The 19,110-nt window shown below is 72.9% G+C and carries 20 protein-coding genes and 1 riboswitch; of the genes, 7 read left to right on the forward strand and 13 right to left on the reverse strand.

Annotation, left to right across the window (positions count from 1 at the left end):
* Positions 1-141: 141 nt before the first annotated feature.
* The 3 genes from AB7F12_RS26255 (at position 142) to AB7F12_RS26265 (ending at position 3,476) form a co-directional block, all read left to right on the forward strand.
* Entirely contained in the window at positions 142-492 is a 351-nt protein-coding gene (locus AB7F12_RS26255) for a DUF485 domain-containing protein (protein ID WP_428497570.1), read from the forward strand.
* Positions 489-2,138, forward strand: coding sequence for a solute symporter family protein (locus tag AB7F12_RS26260; RefSeq protein ID WP_428497571.1), 1,650 nt, complete (start codon positions 489-491; stop codon positions 2,136-2,138). The genes AB7F12_RS26255 and AB7F12_RS26260 overlap by 4 nt, the downstream gene beginning before the upstream one ends.
* An 81-nt stretch (positions 2,139-2,219) precedes the next feature.
* Positions 2,220-3,476 (forward strand): amidase, encoded by a 1,257-nt coding sequence (locus AB7F12_RS26265; protein WP_428497572.1) that lies wholly within the window; start codon positions 2,220-2,222, stop codon positions 3,474-3,476.
* A 139-nt stretch (positions 3,477-3,615) separates the two neighbouring features.
* On the opposite strand, the gene AB7F12_RS26270 is transcribed toward AB7F12_RS26265, so the two are convergent.
* The 4 genes from AB7F12_RS26270 to AB7F12_RS26285 form a co-directional block, all read right to left on the reverse strand.
* Complete coding sequence (locus tag AB7F12_RS26270) at positions 3,616-4,269, reverse strand: acetate uptake transporter family protein (RefSeq protein ID WP_428497573.1); 654 nt, start codon at positions 4,267-4,269, stop codon at positions 3,616-3,618.
* Between the two features lie 292 nt (positions 4,270-4,561).
* The gene (locus tag AB7F12_RS26275) at positions 4,562-4,999 is read right to left on the reverse strand and encodes a Fur family transcriptional regulator (RefSeq protein ID WP_428497574.1); all 438 of its coding nucleotides are present in this window, start codon (positions 4,997-4,999) and stop codon (positions 4,562-4,564) included.
* A complete protein-coding gene (locus tag AB7F12_RS26280; RefSeq protein ID WP_428497575.1) occupies positions 4,972-5,412 on the reverse strand; it encodes a Dps family protein in 441 nt (146 codons plus the stop codon). The genes AB7F12_RS26275 and AB7F12_RS26280 overlap by 28 nt, the downstream gene beginning before the upstream one ends.
* A gap of 107 nt (positions 5,413-5,519) precedes the next feature.
* Positions 5,520-6,158, reverse strand: coding sequence for a TetR/AcrR family transcriptional regulator (locus AB7F12_RS26285; protein ID WP_428497576.1), 639 nt, complete (start codon positions 6,156-6,158; stop codon positions 5,520-5,522).
* A 74-nt stretch (positions 6,159-6,232) separates the two neighbouring features.
* On the opposite strand from AB7F12_RS26285, the gene AB7F12_RS26290 reads away from it, so the two are divergent.
* Positions 6,233-7,483, forward strand: a complete 1,251-nt coding sequence (locus AB7F12_RS26290; protein WP_428497577.1) for an MFS transporter — start codon at positions 6,233-6,235, stop codon at positions 7,481-7,483.
* Between the two features lie 142 nt (positions 7,484-7,625).
* Here AB7F12_RS26290 and AB7F12_RS26295 read toward each other — a convergent pair whose 3' ends face one another.
* On the reverse strand, positions 7,626-8,174 hold the full coding sequence (locus tag AB7F12_RS26295; RefSeq protein ID WP_428497578.1) for a hypothetical protein: 549 nt from the start codon (positions 8,172-8,174) through the stop codon (positions 7,626-7,628).
* A 313-nt stretch (positions 8,175-8,487) separates the two neighbouring features.
* Here AB7F12_RS26295 and AB7F12_RS26300 point away from each other — a divergent pair, with 313 nt between their 5' ends.
* Positions 8,488-8,889 (forward strand): hypothetical protein, encoded by a 402-nt coding sequence (locus tag AB7F12_RS26300; RefSeq protein WP_428497579.1) that lies wholly within the window; start codon positions 8,488-8,490, stop codon positions 8,887-8,889.
* 76 nt (positions 8,890-8,965) lie between these two features.
* On the opposite strand, the gene AB7F12_RS26305 is transcribed toward AB7F12_RS26300, so the two are convergent.
* The 3 genes from AB7F12_RS26305 to AB7F12_RS26315 form a co-directional block, all read right to left on the reverse strand.
* Entirely contained in the window at positions 8,966-9,208 is a 243-nt protein-coding gene (locus tag AB7F12_RS26305) for a helix-turn-helix domain-containing protein (protein ID WP_428497580.1), read from the reverse strand.
* On the reverse strand, positions 9,209-9,688 hold the full coding sequence (locus AB7F12_RS26310) for a DUF2975 domain-containing protein (protein ID WP_428497581.1): 480 nt from the start codon (positions 9,686-9,688) through the stop codon (positions 9,209-9,211).
* Between the two features lie 65 nt (positions 9,689-9,753).
* Positions 9,754-10,905, reverse strand: a complete 1,152-nt coding sequence (locus AB7F12_RS26315; protein ID WP_428497582.1) for a 5-aminoimidazole-4-carboxamide ribonucleotide transformylase — start codon at positions 10,903-10,905, stop codon at positions 9,754-9,756.
* 31 nt (positions 10,906-10,936) lie between these two features.
* Positions 10,937-11,026: riboswitch (ZMP/ZTP riboswitch) on the reverse strand.
* A gap of 61 nt (positions 11,027-11,087) precedes the next feature.
* Here AB7F12_RS26315 and AB7F12_RS26320 point away from each other — a divergent pair.
* Together AB7F12_RS26320 and AB7F12_RS26325 are read left to right on the forward strand one after the other, a co-directional pair.
* A complete protein-coding gene (locus AB7F12_RS26320; RefSeq protein WP_428497583.1) occupies positions 11,088-12,755 on the forward strand; it encodes an FAD-binding dehydrogenase in 1,668 nt (555 codons plus the stop codon).
* Positions 12,756-12,941: 186 nt separating this feature from the next.
* The gene (locus AB7F12_RS26325; RefSeq protein WP_428497584.1) at positions 12,942-14,678 is read left to right on the forward strand and encodes a thiamine pyrophosphate-binding protein; all 1,737 of its coding nucleotides are present in this window, start codon (positions 12,942-12,944) and stop codon (positions 14,676-14,678) included.
* A 97-nt stretch (positions 14,679-14,775) separates the two neighbouring features.
* Here AB7F12_RS26325 and AB7F12_RS26330 read toward each other — a convergent pair whose 3' ends face one another.
* The 5 genes from AB7F12_RS26330 to AB7F12_RS26350 all read right to left on the reverse strand — a co-directional run bounded on the left by AB7F12_RS26330 (position 14,776) and on the right by AB7F12_RS26350 (position 18,830).
* A complete protein-coding gene (locus tag AB7F12_RS26330) occupies positions 14,776-15,192 on the reverse strand; it encodes a nitrile hydratase accessory protein (protein ID WP_428497585.1) in 417 nt (138 codons plus the stop codon).
* A gap of 195 nt (positions 15,193-15,387) precedes the next feature.
* Complete coding sequence (gene nthA, locus AB7F12_RS26335) at positions 15,388-16,002, reverse strand: nitrile hydratase subunit alpha (RefSeq protein WP_428497586.1); 615 nt, start codon at positions 16,000-16,002, stop codon at positions 15,388-15,390.
* Positions 15,999-16,703 carry a nitrile hydratase subunit beta gene (nthB, locus tag AB7F12_RS26340; protein WP_428497587.1) on the reverse strand — a complete coding sequence of 235 codons (705 nt, stop codon included), beginning with the start codon at positions 16,701-16,703 and terminating at the stop codon, positions 15,999-16,001. Before nthB ends, nthA begins: the two co-directional genes overlap by 4 nt.
* Positions 16,700-18,247 carry an amidase gene (locus tag AB7F12_RS26345; RefSeq protein WP_428497588.1) on the reverse strand — a complete coding sequence of 516 codons (1,548 nt, stop codon included), beginning with the start codon at positions 18,245-18,247 and terminating at the stop codon, positions 16,700-16,702. Before AB7F12_RS26345 ends, nthB begins: the two co-directional genes overlap by 4 nt.
* A 199-nt stretch (positions 18,248-18,446) precedes the next feature.
* On the reverse strand, positions 18,447-18,830 hold the full coding sequence (locus AB7F12_RS26350; RefSeq protein ID WP_428497602.1) for a DUF6401 family natural product biosynthesis protein: 384 nt from the start codon (positions 18,828-18,830) through the stop codon (positions 18,447-18,449).
* Positions 18,831-19,110: the final 280 nt, after the last annotated feature.

Raw genomic sequence — 19,110 nt, forward strand, 5'->3', positions numbered from 1 at the left:
GCCACCGTTCGTCGCGGAACGGGACCGCTCGTGGACCGTTCGTCGTCGCGGTGAGGTGTGTGTCGCGCGTTACTTCCGGTCGGTCACCGGTGCCGCTTTCCTTCACGCCGGAGTCGACCGGCAGGCCTGCGAGGAGGCAGCGTGAGCACCACCGAGTCACCACCCCCGGCAGAGGGGACCGCGCACACCGACTGGGAAACGGTCCAGGCCAGTCCCGAGTTCCAGTCGCTGCGCCGCCGGCTGCGGCGCTTCGTCTTCCCGCTGACCGCGGCGTTCCTGGTCTGGTACCTGCTCTACGTCCTGCTGGCCAGCTACGCGCCGGCGTTCATGGCGACGAAGGTCGTCGGCAACATCAACATCGGGCTGATCTTCGGGCTGCTGCAGTTCGTGACCACCTTCGCGATCACCACCTGGTACGTGAAGTGGGCCGACAAGAACTTCGACCCGCCCGCGGCCGCCATCCGTGAGGAGATCGAGGGGAGCGGGCGATGAACCTGGCTCAGTCCGCCGGCGGGGTCGAAGGCAGCAACCCGTGGCTCAACATCGGCATCTTCGCCGTCTTCGTCATCGTCACGCTGACCATCGTCGTGCGGGTCTCCCGGCGCGCGAGCAGCGGCGCCAAGGACTTCTACACCGCCGGCGGGGGGTTCTCCGGCCCCCAGAACGGCATCGCGATCTCCGGTGACTACCTGTCCGCGGCGTCGTTCCTCGGCATCGCCGGCGCCATCGCGCTCTACGGCTACGACGGCTTCCTCTACTCCATCGGCTTCCTGGTCGCCTGGCTGGTCGCGCTCCTGCTGGTCGCGGAGCTGCTGCGCAACACCGGTCGGTTCACCATGGGCGACGTCCTCGCGTTCCGGATGCGCCAGCGCCCCGTCCGCGCGGCCGCGGCCACCTCGACGCTCGTGGTGTCGTTCTTCTACCTGCTCGCCCAGATGGCCGGCGCGGGCGGGCTCGTCGCGCTCCTGCTCGACGTGAAGTCCAAGACCGGGCAGTCGATCGTCATCGCGGTCGTCGGCGTCCTCATGATCGCCTACGTCCTGATCGGCGGCATGCGCGGCACGACCTGGGTGCAGATCATCAAGGCCGTCCTGCTCATCGCCGGGGCGGGCGTCATGACGTTCTGGGTGCTCGCCAAGTACGGCGCCAACCTGTCCCAGCTGCTGGGCGGTGCCGTGGAGCGCGCCGGCCAGGGCGGGGAGAAGCTGCTCAACCCGGGTGCGCAGTACGGCAAGTCCGGCCTGACCAAGCTCGACTTCGTGTCACTGGGCCTCGCCCTCGTGCTCGGCACCGCCGGGCTGCCGCACATCCTGATGCGCTTCTACACCGTGCCCACCGCCAAGGAGGCCCGCCGCTCGGTGGTCTGGGCGATCTGGCTGATCGGCCTGTTCTACCTGTTCACCCTGGTCCTGGGCTACGGCGCGGGCGCGCTCGTCGGCCCCGACACGATCAAGAAGGCACCCGGTGCCGCCAACTCGGCGGCCCCGCTGCTCGCCTACGAGCTGGGCGGGACGGTCCTGCTGGGCCTGATCGCGGCGGTCGCGTTCGCGACCATCCTGGCCGTCGTCGCCGGGCTCACGATCACTGCGTCGGCGTCGTTCGCCCACGACATCTACGTCAACGTGATCAAGCACGGCAAGGTCGACGACGCCCAGCACACCGAGGTGAAGATCGCGCGGCGCACCGCCGTCGTCATCGGCGTCGTGGCCATCGCGGGCGGCATCCTGGCCAACGGCCAGAACATCGCGTTCCTCGTGGCGCTGGCCTTCGCGGTCGCCGCCTCGGCGAACCTGCCGACCATCCTGTACTCGCTGTTCTGGAAGCGGTTCAACACGGGTGGCGCGCTGTGGAGCATCTACGGCGGCCTGACGATCACCCTGGTGCTGATCATCTTCTCGCCAGTCGTGTCCGGAAAGCCGGTCGACCCGGCGACGGGCAAGAGCCCGTCCATGCTGCAGGGCGTGGACTTCCACTGGTTCCCGCTCGACAACCCGGGCCTGATCTCGATCCCGGCGTCGTTCCTGCTGGGCTTCCTCGGGACCGTCCTGACGAAGCACAAGGCCGACAAGGCCCGCTACGCCGAGATGGAGGTCCGGTCGCTCACCGGCGCCGGTGCCGAGAAGGCGGTCGTGCACTAGGCGGCTGCGCCGACGCCACGACCGGTGCGGGTCCGCGGAGTCGCGGGCCCGCACCGTCGTGCGGGCGTAATGTCGACAGCCGTGACCGCGTCCCTGCGTGAGACCGCCCGCACCGTCGTGGACGGCTCCACCACCGCAACCCGGCTGGTCGAGGAGGCGCTGGAGCGCCTGGCCGCCACCGAACCCGACATCCACGCCTGGGTGACCGTCGCCGCCGACGCCGCGCGCGCGGAGGCCCGCCGCCTCGACGCCGGACCGCACCGGGGCCCGCTGCACGGCGTCCCCGTCGGGATCAAGGACATCGTCGATGTCGCGGGCCTGCCGACGGAGTGCGGATCACCGCTGCGCGCGGGTCGCGTGGCCGACAGGGACGCCTGGGTCGTCGCCCGGCTGCGCGACGCGGGCGCCGTGGTCCTCGGCAAGACGGTGACCACCGAGTTCGCCTACTTCCGCCCCGGCCCGACGCGCAACCCCCGCGATCTGTCCCGGACCCCGGGCGGATCGTCGAGCGGCTCGGCCGCCGCCGTCGCGGCCGGGGTCGTACCCCTCGCCGTCGGCACCCAGACCGCCGGGTCGGTCACCCGGCCCGCCGCCTTCTGCGGCATCGCCTCCTACGTACCGCCGGTCGGTGCGCTGCCCTACGACGGCGTCAACCCGATGTGCCCGTCACTGGACACGGCGGGGTTCTTCGCGGCGACCGTCGAGGATCTCGCGCTGGTCCGCACGGCCGTCGGCGGCCTGCCGGAGGTGCCCACGGCACGGACCGACGCGCCGACGTTGCTGCTGATGCGCGGCGACGAGCTCGGGCCCGTCGAGACCGAGATGGCCGACGCGCTCGAGCGCGCCGCGACGGCGGTGGGCGCGGCAGGCGCGCGGATCACCGATGCGAGGCTGCGGCTCGGCCCGCTCGCCGACGACCACGTGACGGTGATGGAGTACGAGTCCGCACGCTCGATGCGCGACGAGCTCGCGTCGGCACCCGAGCAGCTCAGCGACATCCTGCGGGAGATGCTGGAGCGGGGCGCGACCCTCAGCGGGGCGGCGTGCTCGGCGGCGCTGGCCCGGGCGACCGCCCAGCGCGACCTGGTCACCGGGATGCTCGGCGAGGCCGACGCGATCCTGCTGCCCGCCGCCCCCGGTCCCGCCCCGAAGGGGCTGGGCGCCACCGGCCTGCCGACGATGTCGCGGCCGTTCCAGCTGATGAACCTGCCCGCGGTCGGGGTTCCCGGTCTCGCGACGGCCGACGGTGTACCGCTGGGGCTGCAGCTCGTCGGGCACCCCGGGCGGGAGGCGGAGCTGCTCGCGACGGCGGCCTGGGTGGCAGAGCGACTGCGCTGATCCCGCGCGTGTCGATCCGGGCGGTGTCGATCCTGGCGGTGTCGATCCCGGAGGCGGGGTGGCGCCGGCGGTGGTGAGCCGCCGGCGCGGGTTGGTGCCGGGTGCGGGCCCTGGATCGCAGGACCCGCACCCGGAGTCTCTACTTGACGACCGGCGCGCCCATCGGCAACGCGCGGCCACCCAGCTCCTGGTTCATGGCGTCGTAGAACAGGTAGATGCCGATCAGGCAGAACACGAACACGGCGATCCCGCCGCCGGTGAACATCGCGGTCGAGCCACCGAGCACACCGGCGAGCACCAGCGCGACGGCGATGTCGACGAACACGAACAGCAGGGTGAAGGCGAGCGGCAGCCGCATCGTCGCCAGCGTGACGACGACCAGCACGACCAGCCACGAGATCAGGAACGTGGCCTGCAGGGACTGGATCTGCGAGGCGGCGGCGGTGGCGTCGGTGGCCGACACCCCGAACCAGCCGTTGACCAGGCCCATCACCATGAACCCGAAGCTCAGCCAGAACACACCGAACATCCCGAAGATGCCGGCGACGGCGCTCTGGCCGATGCGTGCGGCCCACAGGCCCGACAGCAGCACGCCGATGCCGGAGGCGAAGAAGACGGCGGGGATCAGGCCGCCGGGCAGCGTCAGCGGCAGGTAGCCGACGAGCCAGAGGCCGAGCGTGATGCTCCCGACCAGGAAGCAGGGAAGCGCGAACAATGACGGGTTGCCGGCTGGGGCTGCGGCAGGTGCCGCCGCCTCGGCGACGGGAGCCTGAGCCTCGTTCTCGACTGTCATGACCGGATCTCCTCGTTGAGTTCGGTACTGCAGCGGTGAGTACTTCGTGAGTACGGCGAGGACGGGCGTGCCATGGAGTGCGCGGACACCGTGGACGCGGAGCCTTCAGGAGCGACGATCTGAACGACGATCGTGGGTGACGATGTGGACCGGCCGCACCGGCTGTGCGGTGGCCCGGACGCATCGTCACCCCCGAACGGCGGGCCGGATGTCTCGAAAAGAGACGGTGACCTATTCGTGACGTGCCTGGTCACCGGCCTGTTACCCGATCGATCGCCCGCGAGGGGCTCGTTCAGGCCGGCCCGGACGGGTCGAGGCAGGCCGTGCAGACGCCCCGCAGGACGACCTGGACCTCCTCGACCTCCCCGACACCCGGATCGGCGGCCAGGCACGGCGGCGCGGCTGCGGAGCAGGGCACGTCGATCACCCGATGGCAGACGCGGCAGACGAAGTGGTGGTGCCATTCGCGCCCGGTCTCGTAGAGGACGGCGCCGGGGCCGGCGTCCGCGGTGAGCACCAGGCCCGCCCCGACCAGCGAGGCCAGGGCGTTGTAGACGCTCGACCGCGGGACCCGCCCGCCCCGGGCGGTGAGTGCGTCGTGCACCTCGTCGGCGGTGCGGTGGCCACCGAGGTCCTCGAGGACGCCGAGGACCTCGACGCGCGGCCCGGTGGCCCGCAACCCGCCGGAGCGCAGACGGCTGGTCAGGCCTGCTGCGCGTCGAACATCCACCGCTGCTTCTCCAGCCCGGCGACGATGCCGATGAGCAGGTCCTGGCTCACCGGGTCGAGCGCGCCCAGCCGGTCGATCCGGGTGCGGGTCCGCTCGATCACGACGTCGAGCACGCGGACGGTGTGCGCGATCGCGGCGTCGGCGTGGAGCCGGCCGTCGGGGGCCTCGGGCAGCGGCGTCTCCTTGGCGACGATCGCGACGCGGCCGTCGGCAGGCTGTCCGAGTGCGACGGCCCGCTCGGCGACGGTGTCACCCGCGGCGCGGGCCTCGTCGGTCAGCGCGTCGAGCTGCTCGTGGACCGACAGGAACGTCGGGCCGGTGACGTTCCAGTGCAGCTGCTTGGCCTGCAGCGCCAGGTCGGTGAGTTCGACGAGGGTGTCCTGCAGGTCGGTGCCGATGCGGTCGGTGTTCATGGTGGTCGGCCTCCTCGGAGCGAGTCGGTTCTTTTCTGGACAGGTTCCAGTTTAGCTCTTTTCTGGACTCGATCCAAAGAAGGCGCTGTGGTCTCGCTCTCGGTAGGTCAGGCAGTGCTGCTGCCGCTGCCGCCGCCGGCGTCCGCCTCGGCCGTCGTGCAGTGGTCGACGAGGGAGTCGGCCAGGTCGCGGGCCCACGCGGCGTCGCCGGGCTGCTCGGTGAACAGCGCCCGGAAGTACAGCGGGCCGAGCAGCATGTCGGCGGCCCGGTCGACCGACGGCACCGCGCCACCGCGCTCCCGCTCCCGGTCGAGCATCGACCCGAGCTGCGTGTGCCGCTCGAGCACGCACGCGCACCCGCCCCCGGTGCCGGTGCCGAGGGTGGCGCGGATGATCGCGAGCGTCTCGGGATCGGTCAGGTCGGTGGCGACGTCGGTGGCCCACTGTCGCAGGTCGCCGCGCAGTGAGCCTGTGTCGGGGACGACGAGATCGTCGGTGAACCGGCTCCCCGCCACGGCGGCGAGCAGCTCGGCGAGCGAGCTCCAGCGCCGGTAGACCGTGGTCGGGTGGACGCCCGCGCGGGCGGCGATGACGGGCATCGTCAGGTGTTCGGCCGGTGCTTCGGAGAGCAGTTCGATGACGGCGCGGTGGACCGCCGTGCGCACGCGCGCGGACCGGCCGCCGGGCCGGGACTGCGGGACCCCGGTCGCGTCCGAACGGGTGGTGTCCACCGTGTGTGAAGCCATGACGGCATTATTGCAGCGATCGCTGCGTTGACGCCGTAGTCTCTAACGCAATGATCGCTGCAGTCTGGAGAGGGATGTCCGCCACCGCACCACCCGTCGACCTCGACGCCGCGACCTCGTCACGACGACTGAGCCGCGCCCGCACCTTCCCCGTCGTCGCCTCCGTCATCGTCCTGTTCATGGCTGCCGCGGGTGCCCCGACCCCGCTCTACGTCGTCTACCAGCAGGCCTGGGGCTTCACCCCGACGACGCTGACCGTCGTCTTCGCCGTCTACGCCATCGGCCTGCTCGGCTCGCTCCTCGTCGTCGGCGGCCTGTCCGACCACATCGGCCGTCGCCCGATCCTCGTCGCCGCCGTCGCGCTCGAAGCCGTCGCGTTCGTGTTGTTCCTCGTCGCCGACGGCGTCCCCGTGCTGCTGCTCGCCCGCGCGCTGCAGGGCCTGGCCACCGGCGCCGCCCTCACGACGCTCTCCGCCGCCCTGGTCGACACCGCCCCGCCGCACGAGCCCTCCCGGGCCGGTGTCGTCAGCAGCGTCGCGCCGGTCGCCGGCCTCGGCGTCGGCTCGCTCGGCGCCGGTGCCCTCGTCCAGTACGCGCCGGCCCCCACCCACCTCGTGTTCGCCGTGTTCCTGGTGCTGCTCGTGATCGCCGTCGTGGCCGTCGCGTTCATGCCCGAGACGTCCGCGCGCGTGCCCGGGGCGCTCGCGTCGCTGCGGCCCGTCGTCGGGGTTCCCCGCCACCTGCGCGCCGACGTCTTCGCCCTGGTCCCGATCCTGCTCGCCTCGTGGTCGCTGAGCGGGCTGTTCTTCTCGCTCGGCCCGTCCGTGGCCGCCGAGGTCCTCGGCGTGCACAACCACCTCGTCGGCGGGCTCGTCGTCGTCCTGCTGTGCGCACCCGGCGCGCTGACCTCGCTGTTGCTGCGGGCGTGGCCGCTGGACCGGCTGCTCACCGTCGCAGCCGTACTCGTCACCGTCGGTACTGCGATCGCGCTCGTCGGCGTGGACGTCGGGCTCGGGCTCGTCGGGGCGCTCGGCACCGTCGTCGCCGGTGTCGGGTTCGGGGCCGCGGCACTCGGGACCTTCGGGACCTACGCGCGGATCGCCGCCCCGCACGAGCGCGGTGCGCTGTTCGCCGTCGCGTACACGATCTCCTACCTGGCCTTCAGCATCCCCGCCGTCGTCGCCGGGTTCGCCGCCACGTCGGTCGGCCTGCAGGCCACGGCCGCCGGGTACGGGGTCATGGTGGTCGTGCTCGGGCTGGCCGCCCTCGCCGCCCAGCGCCACGCCACCCGGCGCCGCTCGGCCGCGGCGATGCCCGCCGCCTGAGGCCCACCGCCGGTGCAGGCGCCGCGCGCCCGCGGGACCGTGCGCCGGTGGACGGGCGCGGGACCGTCCCCGGCGCCGCGGACATCGGGCGGGCGCACGACGAGGCCGGGCGGGGGTCCGCCCGGCCTCGTCGTGGCCGTGCTCAGCCGGCATCGACGATCGACAGGTAGTTCGGGCCGACGTTGATCTTGACGCCGGCGGGGGCGTCGACCGGGTGGGTGCCGGGCCACGTGCTCGGGCCGATCTTGACGACCTGCTCGCCGAGCTTGCTGCCGTTGTCGAGCCAGGCGAGGGTGGCGTCGAAGTAGCCGGTCTCACCGGTGTTCTTGTCGACGACGAAGAACTGCAGGACGCCCTGGACGGCGGTCTTCCCGGTGGTGTTGAGCAAGATGTCGTTGGCGGCGGTGCGAGGGGTGAGGACGAAGCCGCTGGGTGCCGTGACGTCCCAGGTGCCGTTCGCATCCGACGGGTCCGAGGTCCCGAGGAGCTCGAGCTGGTAGTGGGTCGATCCGTTGGCGACCTGGAAGTCCGAGATCGACCCGCCCAGCTTCTGCTGACCGGCGACGGCCTGGGCGACGGCGGCGTGGGTCGGGGTGTCGGCCGGGGTGGCGGCGGAGGCGACCCCGGCCCCGAGCCCGCCGAGGGCGGCGGCGGTGAGGACGACGGCGACGGACCTGGTGACGATGTTCATGGTGGGCTCCTCGGGGTGTTGCGGTCGGAATCGGTCTGGCGGCCGGTGTCCGTCGGGGGTGTTCGTCTGACACGAGAAGCGTCTCTCCGCCGGCCGTCCCGGACCGTCGGCCGGACGGCCGGTGTGGGGGGTGACGCCGGGGCCGGCCGATCGACGGACAGGGGTGTCGCCGGGGCGCGCGGACGTCACCGCGCGGTGCCGCGGCCGGACGGCGACACACGGGCGCGACCGCGTGGCTCGTGTCGGCGCGGTCGGACCGGTAGAACTCGTCCCCGTGAGGGAACCGGGCGGGGGACCGAGGGGGCTCGGCCCCATGGGCGACGTTGCGCTGCTCGCGGTGATGCTGCGCAGCGACCGGAACGACGTGGCGTCCTACGCGCGGCTGCTCGCCGAGGCGTTGGCGGGGGCGCTGCCCGACGGGACGGTGGAGGTCGAGCGCAGGCGCGGGCTGGCCGACCGCGTGACGGGTCGCGAGGGGCGCCCCGTCGCGGTGCTGGTGCACGGCCAGGACCGGGACCTGGAGCTGCGCGAGGGCGCCCGTGGCGTCGTCGAGGGTGAGATCCGGCAGGTCGTGCGGGGTGTGGTGATCGGCAGCCGTCCGGTCGGGGTGGACCAGTGGCTCGAGGCGCTGGCCGTCGACCTCAACCGCATCGCCGCCCGCGACGCCGCCGCGCGCGAGGCCCTCGCCCGCCTGCTCCGGCCGGGGACCGGCTGATCGGGGGCCCGTGGCGACGGTTCCGTCGCGCCACGCCGCGGGCCGGCGTGGGTCGAGACGGGGTCGCCGCCGGGTGTCAGGGGTGGCTCTGTGCCCGGGGCTCGGCCGGTTCGTCCTCGTCGACGAACTCCAGCAGGTCGCCGGGCTGGCACTCCAGCACCCGGCACATGGCCTCGAGCGTCGAGAAGCGGACGGCCTTGGCGCGCCCGTTCTTCAGCACCGCGACGTTGGCCGGGGTCAGGCCGACCCGCTCGGCGAACTCGCCGACGCTCATCTTGCGCCGGGCCAGCTCGACGTCGATCCGCACGATGATCGCCACTCAGATCACCGAGTCGAGGTCGGTGCGCAGTGCCGTGGCCTGGCGCAGCAGGGCGCGCAGCACCACGACCAGCAGTCCGAAGACGGTGGCGCCCGTGGTGAGCAGCAGCAGGAGCATCGGCATTCCGGGGTCGTCGGCCTGGGTGAGGACGACGATGTCGACCGCGACGAGCACGAGCCAGCCCGCGCCGATCGCCCCGACGATCACGTCGACCCAGCGCAGCGAGCTCTCGCTGAAGATGCTGTCCCGCTTGACCCGGGTGAGCAGCTGCCAGGTCGCGACGATCACGACCTGCACGCACAGCACCCAGAACCCGGCGATGATCGTCGCCGGCCAGCGCAGCGGGGCGTCGTTCGGGTTCTGCTCGGCCATGTAGCGGAAGGTGCCCGGCAACGAGAGGAACTGGAAGACGAGTAGGACGCAGAACAGCACCACGAGGAACACCCGAAGTGCGGATATCGCTCGACGTTCGATCATCATAGATCGATTTTCAGGGAAGATCTATCGATTGTCAATCGACAGCGCGGTGCGCTCCGATGTCGGGGTCAGTGCCGGAACAGCCGCGGGACGTCGCAGACCCTGGTGATGCGATGCTCCCGGCACGCCGCGACGACGTCGGGCGAGCGGGTCGAGCCGCCCGGCTCCGCGAGGTGCCGCACCCCGTGCCGCGCGGCCTGGTCGACGTTGTCCCGGAACGGGATCGCCCCGTCGGAGACGAACGCGACCTGGTCGAGCCGCCCGATCCACGACGTCCGCTCCCGGGCCGTGAACAGCGTGAACCCGCGGGTCGCCGCCGACAGCAGCGTCGTCTCCCGCAGGTCGAGATCCCCCTCGACGACGCGCAGCCGCCAGTTCGTCCGCTCCGTCGCCGACAGGCCGTCGACGAACGTCATCGACCGCACCGCGGGGTGCCGGCGCAACCACCAGTTGTCCGTCTTGCTCCCCGCCAGCCGGGTGCAGTCGATCCGCGACTGCTGGCCCGCCCCGATACCCAGCGCCATCCCGTCGCGCAGGTACGCGACGGCGTTGGACTCGGTGTGGCGCATGGCGATCAGGCCGAGTAGCAGGTCGGTGACGGCGCGCGGGGCCAGCGCGGGCGCCGAGCGGGTCAACAGCTCCGCGGTGAGCGGCTCGGCGTCGCGGGGCTGCTCGAGCCGGACCCCGCCGATCTCCCGGGCCTCCCGCTGCGGCGGCGACACCGACGGGTCGGCCTCCAGCACCAGGAAGCGGCCGTCCTTCTTGGCCGCCAACGTCTCCACGGTTCCCGGCGCGTACCCGGGCGCGATGATGCCGTCACTCGTGAGCCGCCGCACCAGGTCGGCCAGCTCGGCGTCGACCGGCTCGGACACGGCGATCATGTCGCCGAACGAGGCACGGGGATCGGCGTCGCGGGCCCGGACGTAGGCACTCGTCAGCGGCCCGACCGACGCCGCGTCGAGCCCGAACGTCTCCGCCGCGACCTCGTCGACCTGCCCGGCGAGCGCCACCCCCGCGGGTGACACGTGTTTCATCGACGCGGCTGCCGGGACACCGCATGCGGTGGCCGCCTCCCGGACCAGCGCCCACCCGGTGAGGGCGTCGAGCATGTTGACGAACGACGGCTCGCCGGAGAGCACCCGGACCGGCGGGCGGCCGGGGTCGAGGAACTCGGCGGTGGCAGGCTGCTGGTGGGGGTTGGTGCCGTAGCGCAGGAGCATGCGGATCCTCACGGTCTGCGGTCGGGACGGGCCGGGGCACCCGGGCGGTCGACGCCGGCGAAGGACGTGCCGTCGGCCGCTCCCCGGTGGTGCTCCACCTTCGCCGGTCGCGGCCGGCGACCCACCCTACGGGTCGATGATCCGGCGCCCACGCGACCCGCCGCTGCTGGCATCCTTCGCGCGTGGACACCGACGTGATCGTCGTCGGCGGGGGACTGGCCGGGCTGGCCGCCACCGCCGAGCTCGCCGACGCGGGCCGCCGCGTGATCCTCCTCGACCAGGAACCCGACGCGTCGCTGGGAGGTCAGGCCCACTGGTCCTTCGGCGGGCTGTTCCTCGTCGACTCCCCGGAGCAGCGACGCCTCGGCGTCCGCGACTGCGCCGACCTCGCCTGGCAGGACTGGCTGGGCAGCGCCGGCTTCGACCGCGACCCCGACGCGGTCACCGGCGCCGACCACTGGGGCCTGCGCTGGGCGCGCGCCTACGTCGACTTCGCCGCCGGGGAGAAGCGATCCTGGTTGCACGCCATGGGGATCCGCTGGTTCCCGGTGGTCGGCTGGGCCGAACGTGGCGGCGGGCTCGCCGACGGCCACGGCAACTCGGTGCCGCGCTTCCACGTCACCTGGGGCACTGGTCCGGGCCTGGTCGAACCCTTCGAGCGCCGGGTCCGCGAGCACGCCGCCGCCGGCCGCGTCGAGCTGCGGTTCCGGCACCGTGTCGACGCCCTGACCATCACCGACGGAGTCGTCGACGGGGTGCGCGGCGCGGTCCTCGAACCGTCGACGGCCGCGCGCGGCACGGCGAGCTCCCGCGTCGTCACGGGTGAGTTCGCGCTGCACGCGCAGGCGGTCGTCGTGACCTCGGGCGGGATCGGCGCGAACCACGACCTGGTGCGCGCCAACTGGCCGTCCCGTCTCGGCGCCGCCCCGGCGACGATGATCTCCGGGGTGCCCGCGCACGTGGACGGCCGGATGCTCGGGATCACCGAGCAGGCGGGCGGGCGCGTCGTCAACCGCGACCGCATGTGGCACTACACCGAGGGCCTGCGCAACTGGGACCCGATCTGGGACCGGCACGGCATCCGCATCCTGCCCGGGCCGTCGTCGATGTGGTTCGACGCCCGCGGCCGCCGCTTCCCGGCCCCCGCGTTCCCCGGCTTCGACACCCTCGCCACGCTGAAGGCCATCACCGACACCGGCTACGACCACTCCTGGTTCGTGCTGACGCAGACGATCATCGAGAAGGAGTTCGCGCTGTCGGGCTCGGAGCAGAACCCCGACCTGACGGGCAAGGACGTCCGCGCGACGCTGGGCCGCATCCGCCCCGGCGCCCCGGCCCCGGTGGCGGCGTTCATGGAGCACGGCGAGGACTTCGTCGTCGCCGACACGCTGCCCCGGCTCGTCGCGGGGATGAACCGGCTGACCGGCCAGGACCTCGTGTCGCTCGCCGGGCTGGAACGCCAGATCGTCGCCCGCGACCGCGAGATCGACAACCCGTTCGCCAAGGATCTGCAGGTCACCGCACTGCGCGGGGCGCGGCGCTACCGGGGCGACAAGCTGGTGCGGGTCGCGTCGCCGCACCGCATCCTCGACCCGCGGCACGGCCCGTTGATCGCGGTACGGCTCAACATCCTGACGCGCAAGACGCTCGGCGGGCTGCAGACCGACCTGTCCGGCCGCGTCCTGGGTGCCGGTGGCGCGCCCGTGCCGGGGCTGTTCGCGGCGGGCGAGGTCGCCGGGTTCGGCGGCGGCGGGATGCACGGGTACCGGTCGCTGGAGGGAACGTTCCTCGGCGGCTGCCTGTTCAGCGGCCGCCAGACCGGCCGCGCCGCAGCCGTCGCGACGACCTGACCGGCCCGGCCCGCGACACCGCGCCGGTCCGCTCCTCGTGCACGGGACCGGCCCGGGCCCGGCGGTGGGTCCCCGGCGCGCAGGTCCGGCGAAAGGGACGCATCGGCACCCGAACGGACTCGGCAGACCGCCTCGACACTCGTAGGCTGGCCGTGGGGGGTTACTCGCCGGCGAGGGGAGCGGACGGTGCACGGAGGCGATCAGGTCGCCGAGGTCCTCAGTGCGCAGGGGGTACACGCCCTGTTCACCCTGTGCGGCGGGCACATCTCACCGATCCTGGTGGGCGCCAAGGCACGTGGCATCCGGATCGTCGACACCCGGCACGAGGCGACGGCGGTGTTCGCGGCCGACGCGGTCGCGCGGCTGACCGGCCTGCCGGGCGTCGCGGCGGTCACCGCGGGGCCGGGGCTGACCAACACGGTGACGGCGGTGAAGAACGCGCAGCTGGCCCAGTCGCCGGTCGTGCTGCTCGGGGGCGCGGCGCCGACGGTGCTGCAGGGCCGCGGCGCGTTGCAGGACATCGACCAGATGGCGTTGATCCGGCCGCACGTGAAGTGGGCGTACGCGGTCCGCCGGGTCCGCGACATCGGTCCGGCGGTCGAGGAGGCGTTCCGGATGGCGCGGTCCGGGGTGCCCGGGCCCGTGTTCGTCGAGCTGCCGATCGACCTGCTCTACGACGAGGTCGTCGTCCGCCAGTGGTACGGCGCCGCGCGGTCCGGCCGGTCGCTGGGCGAACGCGCCGTCCAGACCTACCTGAAGGCGCGGGTCGCCAGGATGTTCCGGGGCGCCGCGCGCAACACACCCGGACCGCTCGTCGACGTCCCCGCGCCCGTCCCCGCACCCGACCGGGTCGGTGCGGCCGCGACGGCGTTGAGCAGGGCGAAGCGGCCGGTGGTCCTCGTCGGCAGCCAGGCGATGGTGTCCCCGGGTGCGGCGGAGCGGCTCGTCCCGGCGCTGGAGCGCATCGGAGCGCCCGTGTACCTCTCGGGCACCGCGCGGGGCCTGCTCGGCGCCGACCATCCGTTGCAGGCCAGGCACAAGCGCCGCGACAGCCTGAAGGCCGCCGACCTCGTCCTGCTCGCCGGGGTACCCGCCGACTTCCGCCTCGACTACGGCAACCACGTCCGCCGCAGCGCCACGCTGGTGTCGGCCAACCGCAGCAGCGCCGACCTGCGCCGCAACCGCCGTCCCGACGTCGCGATCCTCGGCGACGCGGCGCTCGCCCTCGCGGGTGTCGCGGCCGCGCTGCCCACCCGGGCCGCCGACGCCGCGCCGCCGCGCTGGCCGGAGTGGATGGACGTCGTCCGCCGCCGCGACGAGGACCGCGAGGCCGACATCGCCGTCCAGGCCGAGGCCCCCACCGAGGGCGGGGTGAACCCGGTGCGGATGTGCCAGGAGGTGGCGGCCGCGCTGCCGCCGGGCGCGATCGTCGTCGGCGACGGCGGCGACATCGTCGCGACGGCCTCGTACGTGCTGCGTCCCGACGGCCCGCTGCGCTGGCTCGACCCGGGGGTGTTCGGCACCCTCGGTGTCGGCGCGGGTTTCGCGCTGGGCGCGGCGACCGTGCACCCCGATGCGCCGCTGTGGGTCGTGTTCGGCGACGGGTCGGTGGGCTACTCGCTCTCGGAGTTCGACACGTTCGTCAGGCACGGCATCCCGGTGGTCGCCGTCGTCGGCAACGACGCGGCCTGGTCGCAGATCGCGCGCGAGCAGGTGGAGCTGCTGCGCGACGACGTCGCCACGGTCCTCGCCCACACCCGCTACGACCTGGTCGCGGCCGGGTTCGGTGCGACGGGCCTGCACGTCGACGACGTCGCGGAGCTGCCGGCGGCGCTGGCGAAGGCGAAGGCGGCCGACGGCCCGGTGCTCGTCGACGTCCGGCTGGGGCGCAGCGACTTCCGGAAGGGCTCGATCTCGATGTGAGCGCCGGCCCGCCGCCCGGGCAGCGAACGAACGGCACGGTCGCGCACCTGAGCTGCGCGACCGTGCCGTTCGTTGCCGCAGGGGTGGCGCGCCGGGATCAGCGCGCCGGGTCGATCGTCACGGGCTCGTAGTGCGGCTCGTGGTGGTTCTTCGCGCGCGGGGTCGCGAGGACCGCGTGGGTGCGGTCGTCGAGCGCGGCGTCGGACAGGACGCCGTTGCCGGCCAGCACCGTCTCCAGCGCGGTCAGCCAGTGCTCGTAGTACGACCACGGCGCCGCCTCGGCGTCGCCGCCGTCGGTCTCCCACTGCCGGATCGACTCGATCAGCGACAGCTGGAACTCCGACCACTCGTACTGCCCGTTGTGATAGGCCGCGACCGCCATGGCGAACGCGCGGAGCTCCCACGGCTCGTCGAACGCCTTCTCGCCGGGTCGCTGCGGCAGGTCGCAGACCAGGGCCTCGACGCGCCGGCGCGCGTCGCCGAGCTCGGTGGCGTCGGCGCGGAATCCGCTCATGGTGAACCCACCACCGCGGTGCCGATCCTGGAGTCACGCGTGATCATGGCCGTCAGCTCCTTCTCGTGCGTTGCTTCGGTGCCGGCGGGACGCCGTCGCCTGCATGCCGGGGGTGTCCCCGGTGGTCGCGAAGGCCCCGCGGGGAGCCCGCCGGCCGGGCGCCGGCGAGCTCCCCGTTGTGGGGCCGTGCTCGCGTCACGGGGCGGAGACGATCCCCGTGCCGATCATCGAGTCGCGGGTGACGATGCGCGCCAGCTCCTCCTCGGACATGCCGTCGGTGCCCTCGGGGCGGCGCGGCAGCACCCAGTACCGCATCTCCGACGACGAGTCCCACACCCGCACCTCGACGGAGTCGGGCAGGTCGAGGCCGAAGTCCTCGCGCAGCACCTTGCGCGGTTCGCGGACGATCCGCGACCGGTACTCCGGGCCCTTGTACCAGTTGGGCGGCAGCCCCAGGACCGGCCAGGGGTAGCAGGAGCACAGGGTGCAGACGATGACGTTGTGGACCGTCTCGGTGTTCTCCACGACGACCATGTCCTCGCCCTGCAACCCGCCGATGCCGAGCTCGCGGCAGGTCTCGGTGCCGTTGCGCAGCAGGCGTTCCCGGAAGTCGGGGTCGGTCCAGGCCTTCGCGACGACGGAGGCGCCCAGCTGCGGGCCGACCTCCTTCTCGTAGATCTCGGTGATCCGGTCGACCGCCTCGGTCGTCATGATCCCCTTCTCGATCATGATGGCCTCGAGCGCCTTGACGCGGGCGGCGATCTCCTCCTGCGTACGGACGGTGGGCGGGTGGATCGGGGTGGTGCTCACGCTGCGCTCCCTTCGGAGTCGGCGGCCGGGACGATGTAGGGCTCCCAGACGTCGAAGTAGACGGACCCGTTCGGCTCGGCGACGTCGTCGCCCCACAACTCGGCGTTGGTGAACCTGACGGTGTAGACGTGCTCGGGGGCGTCGCCGCCGCCGTTGCCTGCGCTGTCGGGGTAGATGAACGTGCCGTGGGCCAGCACGACCTCGCCGGTCCGGCCGCGGACGTAGCGGGCGCGGCGGGTGTGCCCGTGCGGGCTGGAGTCGATCACGGTGACCCGGTCGCCGACCGCGAACGCCGGCTCCTTGTCCGACTCCCGGCCCGCCGGCGCACCGGCCGGGACGACGGCCTCGACGAACGCCAGCAGGTCGGGGTCGGACCGCTCCGGCAGCGGGGCGTCGGGGTTCTCCAGGTAGTACCTCGTGCGCTCCTCGATCTCGGCGGGGTCGAGGATGCCCTTCTCGATGCCGAAGTGCTCGGCCGAGTGCATCCAGTGCTCGTAGTAGGGCGAGAGCAGGTATACCGCCGGGTGCATCTGCTCGATGCCGAACCGGAACTCGTCGACGCCGAAGAACCCGGCCCGGAACGGCATCGAGAACATGCCGAACGCGGCGCGCTCCCAGTCCGCGTGCCAGAGCGGTTCGTCCTGTTCGACGGGGACCGGGCCGAGGCCGTCGGTACCCCCGAGGTCGTGCACGCCGTTCATGCCTGGCTCCCGGAGATCGTGGCCGCGGGTGCGGGGAAGCCCCCGACGGCCTGCTCGAAGGTGTGGGCGACGCGCAGTGGGGTCGCGTCCTCGAAATGCCGGCCGATGATCATCATTCCGACGGGCATGCCGTCGGACAGGCCGGCCGGCACGGACGTCGCCGGGTGGCCGGTGACGTCGGTGACGCAGGTGTTGGCGATCATCTCCAGCGCGCGGGGGATGACCTCCTCGCGCGGGGCGTCGTCGGCCGGGATGGTCGACGCGGTGAGCGGCAGCGTCGGCATGACGAGGACGTCGTAGCGGTCGAGCGCCTCGTCGTAGGCCTTGCGCAGCTGGAGCGCGAGGTTGCGGGCCATCGCGTAGTGCCTGCCGTGCTGCGTGGTGAGGCCGTAGCCGCCCGTGAGGAGCACGAACTTGACGGTCTCGGAGAACTCGTCGGGGTTCGCGCGCCACTGCTTGCCGTAGTGGGCGACGAGCTCCGGGTCGTACTCGCCGTGCCAGTTCATGCCGTAGCCGTTGCCCTCGACCATCTGGGCGGCCGCACCCTCGGTGGCGATGACGTCCCAGATCCGGGCGCCGTGCAGGTGCCAGGGCAGCGAGACGTCCTCGACGGTCAGGCCCGCGTCGCGCAGGCTCACCGCCGCGGCGCGCACCGTGTCGTCGACGCCGGGGTCGGAGTTGGCGTGTCCGAAACCTTCCGTGACGATGCCGACGCGCAGCCCCGCGGCGGACTGCGAGAGCGCGCCGACGTAGTCGTCGGGGACGAGGCCTGCGGGCTGGCGCGGGTCGAGCCCGTCGGGGCCGGCGATCACGTTCAGGACGAGCGCGGCGTCGGCGACCGTGCGGGTCATCGGGCCGAGATGGTCGATGGTCTGCTCGATCGGGAACGCACCGGTGTACGGAACGAGCCCGAACGTCGGCTTGTGACCGACGATGCCGCTGTAGGCGGCCGGGATGCGCACGGATCCGCCCTGGTCGCCGCCGGTGGCGACGTCGACACGGCCGCCGGCGACGAGCGCCGCGCTGCCGGAGGACGAGCCGCCCGCCGAGCGGGTCTCGTCCCACGGGTTGCGGACCGGCCCGGTGCGGGAGGTGTGGGAGCCGCCGGAGAAGCAGAGGTCCTCGCAGACGGCCTTGCCGGCGATGGTCGCGCCGGCCGCGAGCAGCCGGGTGACGATCGTGGCGTCCCGCGTCGGGACGAAGCCCTCGACGGTCATCGAGCCGTTCATCATCGGGACGCCCGCGACGGCGGTGTTGTCCTTGACCGCGACGGTGCGCCCGGCGAGGGGACCGTCGTCGGCGCCGGTGATCTCCGTCGTGACGTACCAGGCGTTGTACGGGTTCTCGTCCGGTTCGGGCCGGTTCCACTTGCGGTCGGGTGGGGTGGGGGCGCTCTGGTCGTAGAGCTCCTCGACGGCGTCCCAGGACGCCAGCAGTCCGTGGACGAACGGCTGGAACGAGTCGAGGTCGTCGGGTGGGAGGTTCAGTCCGTAACGCGCGGCTGCTGCCGCCAGCGCATCACGGTCGGGAGGCGGTACCGCCATCGCAGACTCCTCGCGGTCGGGTACCGCCGGAGCCTATGGACGTGGACGATCAAGGTCAACACGTCTACACAGATCGACATGATGAGTACGCGGGCGGCGCATCCCGGTCGGCCGGCCTGCCACGGCGTGACCCAGGACATCACTCGAACGGACTAGGAGGCACCCATCTGGTGTCGGCCGAAGGGGTGGTCGGGGCGGGTCAGCCGCGGCGCGCGGCCGCGCGGCCCAGATGGCAGATCGCGAGCAGCCGCAGCGTCAGCCAGTCGGCCCGCTCCCACTCGCCGGGGCCGGGCGTGGGAACGGCCCCGCCACCGCGGCGCTGCTCCTCGAGCAGGCTGCGGGCATACGCGGCGAGGCGCGGCGCGAGCTCCCGGGCCGGCATCCGGGTGATGACCGACGAGCGGTGGGCGAACGGCCGGTCGTCGAGCAGGTCGCGGACCGCTGCGACGTGCTGGTCGAGCGCCGCGCCGAGGCCGGGGGACCGGCGGGCGGCCACGAGACCGGGGAGGCCGAACTCGTCGATCATGCGGCGCAGGGTCCGGCGAGCGGACCACTCCGACAGGATCACGCCGACATCGCGCATCACGGGCACGTCGCAGATCGTAGGCTGCCGGTCACGCAACAGAGTGATACCTGCCGGGTGAAGAGATCGGAGGTCGTAACTCTGCGATGAACTCTGACCTGCTGCGACGCCCGGACACCCGCGACCGACGAACGGTCGGAACCGATCGACGGCGAGCCGGCCCCACCACGGCGGCGCGACCCTCCCCGGCAGCGCCCCCACGGTGTGCGGCGCCGGGCCACCGCCGAGCGGATCCACCACGAGCCGGCGCCGACCCGATCGTGGCCGCCCGCGACCGCCC

Origin of the sequence: Pseudonocardia sp. (assembly GCF_050250275.1) — a bacterium.
Lineage (GTDB): Bacteria > Actinomycetota > Actinomycetes > Mycobacteriales > Pseudonocardiaceae > Pseudonocardia.

Coding starts and splice junctions, on each gene's coding strand:
- AB7F12_RS26260 (WP_428497571.1), top strand. CDS start 489: ATGAACCTGGCTCAGTCCGCCGGCGGGGTCGAAGGCAGCAACCCGTGG.
- AB7F12_RS26270 (WP_428497573.1), bottom strand. CDS start 4,269: ATGACAGTCGAGAACGAGGCTCAGGCTCCCGTCGCCGAGGCGGCGGCA.
- AB7F12_RS26280 (WP_428497575.1), bottom strand. CDS start 5,412: ATGAACACCGACCGCATCGGCACCGACCTGCAGGACACCCTCGTCGAA.
- AB7F12_RS26285 (WP_428497576.1), bottom strand. CDS start 6,158: ATGGCTTCACACACGGTGGACACCACCCGTTCGGACGCGACCGGGGTC.
- AB7F12_RS26290 (WP_428497577.1), top strand. CDS start 6,233: ATGTCCGCCACCGCACCACCCGTCGACCTCGACGCCGCGACCTCGTCA.
- AB7F12_RS26295 (WP_428497578.1), bottom strand. CDS start 8,174: ATGAACATCGTCACCAGGTCCGTCGCCGTCGTCCTCACCGCCGCCGCC.
- AB7F12_RS26300 (WP_428497579.1), top strand. CDS start 8,488: ATGGGCGACGTTGCGCTGCTCGCGGTGATGCTGCGCAGCGACCGGAAC.
- AB7F12_RS26310 (WP_428497581.1), bottom strand. CDS start 9,688: ATGATGATCGAACGTCGAGCGATATCCGCACTTCGGGTGTTCCTCGTG.
- AB7F12_RS26315 (WP_428497582.1), bottom strand. CDS start 10,905: ATGCTCCTGCGCTACGGCACCAACCCCCACCAGCAGCCTGCCACCGCC.
- AB7F12_RS26330 (WP_428497585.1), bottom strand. CDS start 15,192: ATGAGCGGATTCCGCGCCGACGCCACCGAGCTCGGCGACGCGCGCCGG.
- nthB (WP_428497587.1), bottom strand. CDS start 16,703: ATGAACGGCGTGCACGACCTCGGGGGTACCGACGGCCTCGGCCCGGTC.
- AB7F12_RS26345 (WP_428497588.1), bottom strand. CDS start 18,247: ATGGCGGTACCGCCTCCCGACCGTGATGCGCTGGCGGCAGCAGCCGCG.
- AB7F12_RS26350 (WP_428497602.1), bottom strand. CDS start 18,830: ATGCGCGATGTCGGCGTGATCCTGTCGGAGTGGTCCGCTCGCCGGACC.